16 protein-coding genes are annotated in these 11,948 nt (G+C 61.2%); 13 read left to right on the top strand and 3 right to left on the bottom strand.

Translation table 11 applies throughout. The features are described 5' to 3' along the window. Positions 1-20: 20 nt before the first annotated feature. Positions 21-968, top strand: a complete 948-nt coding sequence (gene flgA, locus ABW043_RS18565; protein ID WP_353922687.1) for a flagellar basal body P-ring formation chaperone FlgA — start codon at positions 21-23, stop codon at positions 966-968. 14 nt (positions 969-982) lie between these two features. After that, positions 983-1,720, top strand: a complete 738-nt coding sequence (gene flgH, locus ABW043_RS18570; protein WP_353922688.1) for a flagellar basal body L-ring protein FlgH — start codon at positions 983-985, stop codon at positions 1,718-1,720. Positions 1,721-1,878: 158 nt separating this feature from the next. Here the strand turns inward: flgH and ABW043_RS18575 are convergent, their stop codons facing one another. Continuing rightward, complete coding sequence (locus ABW043_RS18575) at positions 1,879-2,193, bottom strand: hypothetical protein (RefSeq protein WP_353922689.1); 315 nt, start codon at positions 2,191-2,193, stop codon at positions 1,879-1,881. A 200-nt stretch (positions 2,194-2,393) separates the two neighbouring features. Here ABW043_RS18575 and ABW043_RS18580 point away from each other — a divergent pair, with 200 nt between their 5' ends. From ABW043_RS18580 to ABW043_RS18610, 7 genes are all read left to right on the top strand, one after another. Further along, positions 2,394-3,893, top strand: coding sequence for a carboxypeptidase M32 (locus tag ABW043_RS18580; protein ID WP_353922690.1), 1,500 nt, complete (start codon positions 2,394-2,396; stop codon positions 3,891-3,893). Between the two features lie 203 nt (positions 3,894-4,096). Continuing rightward, positions 4,097-4,531, top strand: a complete 435-nt coding sequence (locus ABW043_RS18585; RefSeq protein WP_353922691.1) for a curlin — start codon at positions 4,097-4,099, stop codon at positions 4,529-4,531. 55 nt (positions 4,532-4,586) lie between these two features. Beyond that, positions 4,587-4,964 (top strand): curli-like amyloid fiber formation chaperone CsgH, encoded by a 378-nt coding sequence (gene csgH / locus ABW043_RS18590; RefSeq protein WP_353922692.1) that lies wholly within the window; start codon positions 4,587-4,589, stop codon positions 4,962-4,964. A gap of 225 nt (positions 4,965-5,189) precedes the next feature. Then, positions 5,190-5,597 carry a curlin gene (locus ABW043_RS18595; protein ID WP_353922693.1) on the top strand — a complete coding sequence of 136 codons (408 nt, stop codon included), beginning with the start codon at positions 5,190-5,192 and terminating at the stop codon, positions 5,595-5,597. 147 nt (positions 5,598-5,744) lie between these two features. Beyond that, complete coding sequence (locus ABW043_RS18600) at positions 5,745-6,164, top strand: YciI family protein (RefSeq protein ID WP_353922694.1); 420 nt, start codon at positions 5,745-5,747, stop codon at positions 6,162-6,164. 40 nt (positions 6,165-6,204) lie between these two features. Further along, complete coding sequence (locus ABW043_RS18605; protein WP_353922695.1) at positions 6,205-7,719, top strand: winged helix-turn-helix domain-containing tetratricopeptide repeat protein; 1,515 nt, start codon at positions 6,205-6,207, stop codon at positions 7,717-7,719. Between the two features lie 83 nt (positions 7,720-7,802). Further along, the gene (locus ABW043_RS18610) at positions 7,803-8,189 is read left to right on the top strand and encodes a hypothetical protein (RefSeq protein WP_353922696.1); all 387 of its coding nucleotides are present in this window, start codon (positions 7,803-7,805) and stop codon (positions 8,187-8,189) included. Between the two features lie 60 nt (positions 8,190-8,249). On the opposite strand, the gene dksA is transcribed toward ABW043_RS18610, so the two are convergent. Together dksA and ABW043_RS18620 are read right to left on the bottom strand one after the other, a co-directional pair. Continuing rightward, positions 8,250-8,666 carry an RNA polymerase-binding protein DksA gene (dksA, locus tag ABW043_RS18615; RefSeq protein ID WP_353922697.1) on the bottom strand — a complete coding sequence of 139 codons (417 nt, stop codon included), beginning with the start codon at positions 8,664-8,666 and terminating at the stop codon, positions 8,250-8,252. Between the two features lie 174 nt (positions 8,667-8,840). Continuing rightward, positions 8,841-9,260 carry a flagellar assembly protein FliX gene (locus ABW043_RS18620; protein WP_353922698.1) on the bottom strand — a complete coding sequence of 140 codons (420 nt, stop codon included), beginning with the start codon at positions 9,258-9,260 and terminating at the stop codon, positions 8,841-8,843. A 246-nt stretch (positions 9,261-9,506) separates the two neighbouring features. On the opposite strand from ABW043_RS18620, the gene ABW043_RS18625 reads away from it, so the two are divergent. The 4 genes from ABW043_RS18625 to ABW043_RS18640 form a co-directional block, all read left to right on the top strand. Beyond that, a complete protein-coding gene (locus ABW043_RS18625) occupies positions 9,507-10,631 on the top strand; it encodes a flagellar basal body P-ring protein FlgI (RefSeq protein ID WP_353922699.1) in 1,125 nt (374 codons plus the stop codon). Next, positions 10,631-10,957 (top strand): rod-binding protein, encoded by a 327-nt coding sequence (locus ABW043_RS18630; RefSeq protein WP_353922700.1) that lies wholly within the window; start codon positions 10,631-10,633, stop codon positions 10,955-10,957. The genes ABW043_RS18625 and ABW043_RS18630 overlap by 1 nt, the downstream gene beginning before the upstream one ends. Beyond that, positions 10,957-11,427, top strand: a complete 471-nt coding sequence (locus ABW043_RS18635) for a hypothetical protein (protein ID WP_353922701.1) — start codon at positions 10,957-10,959, stop codon at positions 11,425-11,427. Before ABW043_RS18630 ends, ABW043_RS18635 begins: the two co-directional genes overlap by 1 nt. A gap of 276 nt (positions 11,428-11,703) precedes the next feature. Next, positions 11,704-11,948: hypothetical protein (locus ABW043_RS18640; protein WP_353922702.1), on the top strand; the 245-nt coding region annotated here is incomplete at its 3' end.

Raw genomic sequence — 11,948 nt, forward strand, 5'->3', positions numbered from 1 at the left:
TCCGGTAATAGGAGGCACCATTGAGCCATTTTTCAAAACTGGCCCTGGTGAGCATGCTTTCGCTCACAGCCGCCACCGCCGAGGCAGCGCCCGCGCTGCGCGGCGACGTCACGGTGACCGCCAAGGTCGTCACCGTGGCCGATATGTTCGATGACGCCGGCCCGCTTGCCGAGACGGCGATCTTCAGCGCCCCTGCCCCAGGCACGACCGGCACGGTGGATATTTCCGCCATCCGCGCCGCCGCGGCCCGCATTGGCATCACCAGCTTCGAGGCCAATGGCCTTTCGGCGGTGAATGTCACCCGCGTCGGTACGATCGTCGACGAAGCCGAACTCAAGGACCTGGTAATGGCGGATCTTTCGGCCCGGGGTCTGCTCGGTCCTGGCGTTGAAACTGCCGTGCAGTTCTCGCGCTTCATCGACCCGATCCAGGTTTCGGCGAATGGCGCGCCCGTCCGGCTCGACAGCCTGCGTTACACCAGCGGCGGCCGTGACTTTTCGGCTCGCTTCGTCCTCGCGGATACTGGCCGCGTGCTGGACCTGTCCGGCACGATCGACATGACGGTGGAAATGCCGCATCTGGCAGCGAACCTGCCGGCCGGTACGATCCTCCTGCCCGAGCATCTGATCATGCAACCGGTGCCGGCAGGACAGGCCAATGCCTATGCGTTTGCGCCCATCGAGCAGCTCGTCGGCATGGCGCTCAATCGCCAGAGCCGCGAGGGCATGCTGCTGCGCCTTTCCGATGTCAGCGCTCCGCTGGCCGTCACCAAGAACGATCTGGTGACCATCATCTATAGGCGCGGCCCCATGACCCTGACTGTCAAGGGCCAGGCCATCACCAGTGCCAGCAGCGGTTCCAGCCTGCAGGTACTCAACCTCATGTCAAAGCGCGTGATCAGCGCGACGGCCGTAGCGCCGGGCACGGTCGAAGTGACCGGTGCGCCCGTGTCGCTCGCCGGCCTCTAATCGGGATCGAAACAATGAAAACCTTCAAGATCGCCACAATCCTAACGCTGACCGCCGCCCTGGGCGCCTGCAACACCATGGACCGGCTCGCCGATGTCGGAAACGCTCCGGCGCTGACCCAGATCCAGGACCCGACAGCGATGGCCGGCTATCAGCCGGTCCGCATGCCGATGCCAGAGCCGATGGCCGATACCTATCAGTCGAACTCGCTCTACCGCACTTCGGCCAGGGGCTTTTTCAAGGACGAGCGCGCTCACCGCGTCGGCGACATCCTGACCGTCAAGGTCATGGTCGACGACAGCGCCAAGATCAGCAACACGACCAACCGTAACCGCTCCTCGACCAATTCTGCCGGTATGGGCGGTATTTTCGGCTCCGCCGTGGAAAACCTGTCGGGTGGCACCATCGACCCGTCTGCGGCCATCGACCTGACCTCGGGCATCAACGACGCCGGCGCCGGTTCGGTGAACCGCTCGGAAGCGCTGGAAACCTCCATCGCCGCCGTGATCACCCAGGTGCTGCCCAACGGCAATCTCGTAATCGAAGGCCGCCAGGAAGTGCGTGTGAACTTCGAAGTGCGCGACCTGATCGTCTCTGGCATCGTGCGCCCATCGGATATCCAGGCGAACAACACCATCGCCTCGACCAAGATCGCCGAAGCCCGCATTTCCTACGGCGGCCGCGGCCAGATCACCGATGTGCAGCAGCCGCGCTACGGCCAGCAGGTCCTCGACGCGATCCTGCCTTTCTAACAATCACAGAATTCGGCGGCGCGTCGTCCCCATTGCGCGCCGCCGTTCCCCCGGGCCGATCCAGAAGGGTCGCCCGGCCGATCGGCAGAAGCCACACGGCCTATATGAGGCGCAGCTCCCCGGCTGCGCCTCTGCCCTTTTTGGGGCAGCGAACGCCGTCACCAGACGATGGTTCTCTTCGTGAGGGCTATACCCTTCTCGCTGCACACATCGTATCGCGTGCGGAGTCTCGGGGCGTTGGTGAAGGTGATGGCGAGATTGGCAATGCACTCGCCCGCGTCCATCTCCACCTCATAGACCGAACCGTTATTGTTGCGGCTGACGAGTTTCGCAGCGCCGTTATCGAGGAAAATCTTCATGATGGTCGTACCGCCATCAATCGGCAATTGGTAGGTTTCTGCAAGTGCAGGCGGAATTACAAACAGAGAAACGCCAAGGGCAAGAACCGCTGCCAAATTTACTGTTTTGTTCAAGTTTTCCTCCCAAATTGTTTTCAGTCTATGGGAGCCGCGGGTAGCCGTCTATCGCCCAAATAGCTGCCCTATAACGAAAAACTATACAACGCTGCCCAGTACATTTCGGACTGCCGCGGATTACACGGAACGACGCGCGTGATCCTTGATCCCCCGCCATCTCTATGGAAAACATCTCCCGACCTTTAGGAGACCGATCCATGTCCTTCCAGAAACTCGACGCCCTCGGCCGCAAGCTTGAGGCGCTGGAGCACGCGCTGTCCATTCTTGGAGCCGACGAGGCAACCCATATGGCCGTGGGCGGTGGTGACAAGCGCGCCGAGGCCATGGCGAATCTGGCCGGCATGTATCACGCGCAGGCAACGGCGCCTGAGATCGGCGACTGGATTGCCAAGGCCAAGAGCGAAGATCTCGATACCGATCAGAAGCTGGCCGTGGGTGAGTTCGAGCGCAGCTATATTAATGCAACGTGCCTTCCCACCGAGTTCGTCGAGCGGCGGACGGCGGCGACCATGCGCTCGGAACAGCTTTGGCGCGATCTGCGGGCCAAGGGCGATTGGGATACCTTCCTGCCGGCGCTCGAAGGCGTCGTGGCGCTGGTGCGCGAAGAGGCGCAGTTGCGGGCCGACGTGCTCAAACTCGCGCCCTATGATGCCCTTATGGATCAATATGATCCGGGCAATCGCGTAACCGGAATCGATCCGATCTTTGCCGACCTCAAGAACTTCCTGAAGGACTTTGTGCCCGAGGCGCTGGCGGTTCAGGAAGAGCGTCTGGCCAAGCGCCCGCGCAAGCAGCTCAATGCCCCCTACCCGATCGAAAAGCAGCGCGAACTTGGCCTTGCCGCCATGCGCGCGGTCGGCTTTGATTTCACTCATGGTTCGCTGGCCGTATCGCATCACCCCTTCTGCGGCGGCGTGCCGACTGACGTGCGCATGACGACGCGTTATCGCACGGACGAATTTCTCTCTTCGCTGATGGGCGTGCTGCACGAGACCGGCCATGCGCTTTATGAGCAGGGCCTGCCCAAAGACTGGTCGCATTGGCCGCTGGGCAAGGCACGCGGCATGGGCATGCATGAGAGCCAGAGCCTCTTCGTTGAAATGCAGCTCGCGCGCAGTCCCGAATTCTGGGAATACCTGCTGCCGCTGGTGGGTCAGCACCTCGGCGATGACGCGATCCCCGGGTGGGAGATCGCCGATATTCTCAACGAAGTGAACCATGTCGAGCGCGGCTATATCCGCGTCGATGCCGACGAGGTCACTTATCCGCTCCATGTCATCCTGCGCTACGAGCTGGAACAGGAACTGGTGGCGGGCAAGCTGGAAGCGAGCCAGATTCCGGAAGCCTGGGACGCCAAGATGACCGAATATCTTGGCATCTCGACCATCAACGATCCCAAGGACGGGCCGATGCAGGACGTTCACTGGCCGGGCGGCGCTTTTGGCTATTTCCCAAGCTACACACTGGGCGCCATGATCGCGGCGCAGCAATGGGCCGCGATGGAAAAGGCCGTGCCGGATGCGCGGGCGCAGATGCGTCAGGGCGAATTCGGGGCAATCAACCAGTGGCGGTCGGACAATATCTGGCAGGCCGCCTCGCGCTATTCGACGCCGGACCTGATCACGCGCGCAACGGGCGAGCCGCTCAATGCCGATTTCTTCAAGGCGCACCTGAAGCGCCGGTACGGACGGGCTTGAGGATAGAGTGGACTGAGATTCCCGCGAAAACGGGAATCTCTTTTTGTGCAGACACTTACGACCAACCGCGGAATCATTTCCGCATTTTTCCGCCGATGAACGAATTCTGAATCGCCGCTTCAGATGCCGTTCCGGATCACACGCCTAGAACAGTCTCCATCAACAAGCGGTCGGAGGGACCGCAGCAAACCAGGAGACTTCAAATGATCCGTAAGTTCATCATGACCGCCGTTGCTGCCACCGTGATCGCGGCTTCTGCTGCCCCCGCCATGGCCGGCGGCATCTATGTCGACCAGACCGGTTTCGGTAACTCCGTCGGTGGCGGTCAGTCCGGCTGGAACAACACCTTCGCCGCTCACCAGAATGGCTGGTGGAACTCGGCCGTGAGCCAGCAGTATGGCGGCAACAACGTCTCGGCCATCGGCCAGCAGGGCAACAACAACTACGGCGACGTTTACCAGAACGGCTGGAACAACCAGGGCGGCGTCGGCCAGTTCGGCAACAACCACACCGCCGTCATGACCCAGGACGGCAACGGCAATGTCGCCGCCGGCGTGCAGGTCGGCAACAATTGCAACGCCAACGTCACCCAGCACGGCTCAGGCAATGTGACCGCCTTCGTGCAGGCCTGCCCGTAACCTCTGCGAAACGGGGCCGGCGCCGCCGGCCCCTTCCATTCATCAGGAGGACGACATGCTTCACCCACTCATTCAGACAACGCTCGCGGCCGCCGCGGCCATAACCGCCATCGGATTTGCCGCCAATGCCAATGCAGCAGGCGGCGATTTCGCCTGTGGCGTCATCAGCAAAACCCAGGGCGGAATGCTCGCGCTTGAGGGAACGCTGGTGAGCCCCACTGCCCTGACGGGCGAGTACCGCTTCGCACTCAAAAGCGCCGGCGGCGGTGGCTCCACCAATATCAGCCAGGGCGGTCAGTTTTCCGCTGCGCCGAATGCCGAGGTTTCTCTCGGACAGGTCATGATCAATGCCGGCTCCAATGTCAGCGTCGATTTCACCGTGACGGCCAATGGCAAGACGTTCGACTGCTCGCAGACCGCTACGCGGACGTGAGCGTTTACCAGTTCGTCGCGCCTCGCGACGAAGCGGGTCAGGATGACCTTCCCTTGACCCAAGACCTGCCCCGGCTTCGGCCGGGGCCTTTTTTTGTCGCCTGGGATATCAGTGAACGAAGTCTGAATGCCTCGCTCCGAATGGGTTCAGTCGCGGCTGGCTAATCTCGTTTCATGAGCTGGAAGACCAGCACCGGGAACGCACAAACACTTTGGAGAGACAGAAATGACCGCTACCTTCACCAAGACCGTCGCCGCCGCCGTCACCGCTCTTCTCATCGGCATTTCGCCTGCCATGGCCGGCGGTCAGATTTCGATCGGCTTCTCGCCAACCGATCCCGACCAGGCCCAGGCGCTTGGCCTCGGCCTGCGCATGTTCTCCGTCGTCCAGGGCATGTCGGCCAATGGCGGCAATGCCTTCCAGAACGGCAATTTCAATTCGGCCGGCTTCAACCAGAACGGCTCCAACAATTCGGGCCTGATCGTCCAGGACGGCAATGGCCATAACGGTACGATCAGCCAGAACGGCAACAACAACACCTGCGGTCTCTTCCAGTTCGGCGAGGCAACCAATGCCCAGTGCCAGCAGAACGGCAACGGCCAGAGCGGCATCACCACAGTCTTCGGGTTCTGAACACCTCCCAAACCATCACATGCCGACGGGGCCGAAAGGCCCCGTTGTCATTTTTGCGTTTTCGTCTCCGAAATGTCGAAGCCCTGCGGCTAGGATCGTCGTTAAGGTAAGCAGGCCAGTTCGGCCCTGCCGACAAAGGAGAAACCGATGCGTGTCGTCGTTTTTGTAAAAGCCACCGCCGATAGCGAGGCCGACACCCTGCCCGATGCCAAGATGCTCGAGGAAATGGGTCGCTACAACGAGCAACTCGTCGATGCCGGGATCATGCTCGGCGGCGACGGCCTGAAGTCCACGCGACACGGCAAGCGCATCCTGTTCAGCGGCTCCAATCGTTCCGTGATCGATGGCCCATTCGCCGAAACCAAGGAACTGGTGGCCGGCTACTGGATCTGGGAAGTCCGTGACATGGACGAAGCCGTCGAATGGGTGAAGCGCTGCCCCAATCCGATGCTGACGGACAGCGAGATCGAAATCCGCCCCGTTTTCGAAATGGCAGATTTTGCCGAGCAGATGTCGCCCGAGGCCGAGGCCATCCACGAGCGCAACCGGTCACGGCTCGAAAGCTGAGCCGCTTCTGCAAGACCGCGTTTGGCGCTAACGTGAGGGCATGCCGCATGCCCTGACTTTCGGAGAGTTCGAACTCGACCCGGCCAGCCAGACGCTGCGCCGGGGCGGCGAACCGCTGAAAATCGGACAGCGCGCCATGTCATTGCTCTGCGCTCTGGCCGAAGCGGGCGGCGCAACGGTTTCCAAGCACGCACTTATGGATCGGGCCTGGCCGGGCCTCTTCGTCGAAGAGGCCAACCTGACGGTACAGATTTCGGCGCTACGGCGTCTCCTTGGACCCGCGACGGATGGTGGCGATTGGATCGCAACCGTGCCAGGCCTTGGCTATCGCTTTGCCGCGCCGAAAACCCCTGTTCGAAACGAAAAGCCTGGCCTTGTCGTGCTGCCCTTCGACCATGCGGAAAGCGATCTGGACGCCGGATATTTTGCCGACGGCATCGTGACCGACCTGATCACCGCCCTCACCTCGTTCAAGAGCCTGACTGTAGTGTCGCGTTCAGTCGCCTTTGCCTATGGCGGCCACGGTGTTGACAGCCGTAACGCGGCCCGCGAACTGGACGTCCAGTATGTGCTGGAAGGCAGCATCAGGCGGAAAAGAGCGCGCCTGCGCGTGACAACCCAGCTTGTTGATGGCGCAAGCGGCGCGCAGATCTGGGCCGAACGCTTCGACGGGACTTTGGACGACGTTTTCGCCATGCAGGATCGCATCGTCGAGAGCGTCGCCGTGCGCGTGCAGCCGTCCGTGCAATTCCACGAACTCGAAAAACTGCGGCGCTATCGTCCCACCAGTGTGGCCACCTACGACATATTCCTCAGGGCGCAGGCCGACCTGATGGATGAATCCGAAGCCGCCAACCGCCGAGCCTTTGGCCTGCTGCAGGCGGCAATCCTTGCCGAGCCGGATAATGCCGCCATCCTGATGCAGGCTTCCTGGGCACTAGAGCATCGACACACCATGGGCTGGCCCGCTCTTGGCGCGGACGACGTCGACCTCTGCCTCCGCTATGCGCGGCGCGCTCTGCAGCACGCCAATGGTGACGCGACCATCATGGCCCAATGTGGCATGTCGCTCCTGCAGGCCGGACGGGACTACCGCAGCGGCATGGCGGTAATCCGCGCTGCGGCCGAGGCCAATCCCAATTCCATTTTTGCCCTCGCCGCCTTTGGAGTCGCCTCCATCCACTGCGGCGAACTCGACGAGGCCGAAGCCTTGCTCAGCCGCGTGGTCGCTCTGGCGCCGCTCGATCCAGACGTACGCTTTGCCCTCTGCGGCCTTTCCATGGTCGAGATCATCCGTGGCGCCCACGAGAAAGCGCTGGCCCTGGCCGGACACGCTCTGGCGGTGAACCAGCATTTCGACGCGACTTACTGGATGCTGATCGCGGCCAACGCGCATCTCGGGCGCATAAGCGAGGCGCAACGCTATCGCGATGCCCTGCTGGCGCTGACGCCGACCGTGACGGTGAGCGGCATTCGGGCCGGCCAACCGGCGATGATCCCGTCACGCATCGAGCCGATACTTGAAGGATTGCGGTTGGCAGGCCTGCCGGAATAGCCGGTTTGGAAGATTTTGCCGCGTCTTTGGGACATAAATTCCACGGCCCCGCACTGTTCCTTCCGCCAAACGGAGGAACGGCAATGACCTTTTTCGATGCAAGCCAAGGCAATCACACCCCGACAGACTGGGAGCCGGCAAAGGACGGCGTAGCCGCCGCGCCCGATAATCACGACGTGCTCTACGAGGATGACCTGATCCGGGTTCTCTCTGTGACGCTGCAGCCCGGCATTCCAGAGCCGTTGCATCACCATCGTTATCCGTCAGTCTTCGTTATCGACCGATTGGTGCCACTACGGGATTTCGATGCGGAGGGGCGCGAGGTGCAATTGCCCATACCGCACGAGTTCGACCTGCCGCTGGTGCTGCAAATGCCGCCCCAGGAATTGCACTCGGTATTGAACGAGGGCAATTCGATCTTCCACGGCACGCGCGTGGAATTCAAAAAAGGCTTTCCGAAGAAAGGCTAAGCGGCAAAAGCGGACTCAAAAGGAAAAGCCCGCTCGGAAGCGGGCTTTCAAATCTCTGTCTTACTCGTCGCGATAGACCTTCTCGCGCCGCTCGTGCAGCTCCTGCGCCTCGAGGCTGAGCGTGGCGGTCGGGCGGGCGTCGAGGCGGGCGACACCAATCGGGTCGCCGGTTTCTTCGCAGAAGCCGTAGGTGCCGTCATCGATCCGCTTCATTGCCGAGTCGATCTTGCCGATCAACTTGCGCTGGCGATCACGTGTCCGAAGCTCCAGTGCCCTGTCGCTTTCCGAGCTTGCCCGGTCGGCCATATCAGGATGGTTCTGGCTCTCTTCCTGGAGGTTCTCGAGAGTACCGCGGCTTTCGCGCAGGATCTCATCCTTCCAGGCCAGAAGTTTGTTTCGGAAGTACTCCCGCATCCGCGGGTTCATGAACGGCTCGTTTTCACTCGGCCGGTATTCAATCACTTCAACCGAAGACATCAGCAGACTCAACTCCAATGCACCCCACGGCGGCCTATATATGCCGCAGGTCAACCCCGAGCAAGCTAAGTTCTTAAAGAGCCTTAACTATGAAAAGCCCCTTTGCTTCAGGTGCATAGCGCGATTCTGACAACATTTTGATGAAGCTTGAGCCCGCCTTTGTCCACAATTGGTTCAAAAGTCGGGGAATCTGCCCTGTTTGGCGAGCTCGACACGCACCCGCAATTCGATGTCATCGAGGATGGCATCTAGCCCTTCATCGGTGCGATCACGATAGATGCTGAGCTCTTCGACCAGCGCATCGAGGCGCTCGGGTGTGATGATTCCGACTAGCAGATCGGCTTTGATGCCATCGAGGATGTCGAGCAGGTTCGTGCCGCGCTTCACCGCCTTGCGCTTGCCGCCCATGGCATCGCCCACGGACTGAATGGCAAGGATGGCGTCGAGCGGGGTCACCTGCGAAAGAGGAGCAGCCCGAGCCACGCGGGCCGGAGCGGACACATCGGACATGGTGAAAGACTGGCCCGGCGCGTATTTCCCTACGGAAGCGCGCGACGCTACACTGCTCATCCGATTGGCGGATTCTATACGCACTGACTGACTCGCCCCCGAGATTCCTGTTGCAGGCAAAATCTGCCCTACATGGTTAATGGCGACTTAATGACCCCGGCAAGAATTGCACACCAGCGCAGATAAACGAGCGCCACGCCTCAGTGCCGAGGACCATTATCCTTTATATTGAAGCACTTAAGCCGATTTTCGCGATTTGGCACGCTTCTGGCATTACCGAAAGCGACCGCGGCGCCATGGGGATGGTGCAGCTTCGTACCGGGGATAGACATGCCGAACAAATTCTTCCGCATAGGCCTTGCTGCAGCGCTCAGCGCAGCACTGTCTCTAGCGCCTATAGCCCAGGTTGCCGCCGCTCCTGCCCGCATCAAGGACATCGTCTATGTCGAAGGCGTTCGCGAGAATCAGCTCGTGGGCTATGGCCTCGTCGTCGGTCTCAACGGTACGGGCGACAGCCTCAACAATTCCCCGTTCACCAAGCAGTCCCTGCAGTCCATGCTCGAACGCCTCGGCGTGAATACCCAGGGCGAGAATGTGCGAACCGCCAACGTTGCGGCTGTGATGGTGACGGCAAGCCTGCCGCCCTTCGCCGCGCAGGGTTCGCGCATGGACGTCTCGATTGCCTCGCTCGGTAACGCCAAGAGCCTGCAGGGCGGCACGCTGCTCGTAACCCCCCTGCTCGGCGCCGATGGCGAAGTCTATGCCATCGCCCAGGGTCCGGTCGCCATCAACGGTTTTAGGGCCGAAGGCGACTCGGCGAGCATCGTTTCGGGCGTACCGACCACCGGCCGTATTTCTTCGGGCGCATTGATCGAACGCGAAATCGACTTCGATCTGGGCTCCCAGCATTCGCTGCGGCTGACGCTGCGCAATTCAGACCTGACGACGGCCCGCCGCATCGCCATGGCGATCAACGACTTCATCGGCGCTCCAACCGCCGTGCCGGAAGATCCGGCAACCGTGCGCCTCACCCTGCCCACCAATTTCAACGGCAATATCGTCGATCTTCTTACGGACGTCGAACAGCTCATCATCCAGACCGACCAGTCGGCCAAGATCGTCATCGACGAAAACAGCGGCATCATTGTCATGGGCAAGGATGTGCGGGTGTCGAGCGTTGCCGTGGCCCAGTCGAACCTGACGGTCAGCATCGCCGAGAATCCGGAAGTGGTTCAGCCTGCTCCCTTCAGCCAGGGCGTAACGGCGGTCGAACCCAATACCGACCTCAGCGTGACCCAGACCGACACGGCGCTGCAGGTGATCAACGAATCCGTAACGCTGCAGGAACTGGTCGACGGGCTCAACGCGCTCGGCATCTCGCCCCGCGACCTCATCGCCATCCTCCAGGCCATCAAGGCGACCGGCGCCCTGCAGGCCGAGATCGAGGTGCTGTGATGGAAACCAACGTCAACGGCGTAAAGACCCAGACCAGCCTCGATAGCCGCCAGCTCGACAAGCTCAAGAAGCAGGCGGAGGACCTCGAAGGCGTGTTCCTCAATCTTCTCACCAAGGAAATGTTCGCCACGGCCAAATCGGAAAACGGCTTTGGTGGCGGCTTTGGTGAAGACACCTGGCGATCCATGCAGGCCGAACAGCTCGCCAATACCATGGCGCAGAACGGCGGCCTCGGTATCGCCGACCAAATCCTGGGTGACATGATCACCCTGCAAGAAGCCAACCAGAACAACAACACTATGCGTCCATCAGGAGTGTACCGCTAATGTCTGCAGCAGCCGATCGTATTGCGTTTCTCGACAGCCTGCCGGCCGAAGACCTCTGCACCCAGGCAGAATCCGCGCTTCAGGCACTCGTCACCATGATGAACGAAGAAACCACCCTCCTCCGCGCCGGCCGTTTTCGCGACGCCGCGGGCCTGACCGCCCAGAAAACCCAGCTCGCTCAGGACTATGTGGTCTTCGCCCGCTCGGTGCAGCGCCAGACCGAACGCCTTGTTGCCGAAGCACCGACCTCGCTCGACCGCCTGCACAGGAACCATGACGCCCTCGCCACCCAGATGGCCGAGAACCTGCGCGTTATCGCCACTGCGAAGAACCTCGCCGAAGACCTGATCGGCGACGTCGCCGATACGGTTGGCGCCAAGGACCACACCCGCACCTACGATCGCAGCGGCGAAGTGAAGATGCCACGCGCAGCATCGGCCCGCGGTATCGCAGTCAATCGCGCTCTCTAGATTTTCGGAACAGCCGCGGCGCTCCGTCCGATCCGGGCGAGCACTCCAGAAGGGGCGCCAAAATCGCTATCGGCCACAGGGCCTCCGCAGAAGCGGGGGCCCTTTTTGTTTGCCGGCGGCCATGGTTACCCAATCCCTCCAAAAAGCAGAGGTGTGTCTTAAAATCGTCCTGTCCGCACAAAGGCAGATGTAGGAAAGGCTTCATAGCCTGCCATTGGCCAATTGTGGCTCTAGGACAGGAAGATGAGCGCCAGAATCGCGCCGACGGTCGATACCATGGGTATCGCCTTCTCGCCGCATCTCCCCAGATTCATCCGCCGAGACCAGCGCGATGAAAAGAACGATTCCGAGAGGCATCGACAAAGCGACGCCGAACCGTTGGCGCCCCCGGCTGATATTGGTGGCCAGGCGGCAGAGGGCAGTCTGCCACCGGAAATGATTTTCGAAGCTGCCCTTTTGGGCAACCAACAAGCTTTCTATCCGCCAAGCCCCTATGAGATGGCGCGCCTCCAGCAGAACGA

Source organism: Devosia sp., assembly GCF_040509215.1.
In the GTDB taxonomy this organism is placed as follows: domain Bacteria; phylum Pseudomonadota; class Alphaproteobacteria; order Rhizobiales; family Devosiaceae; genus Devosia.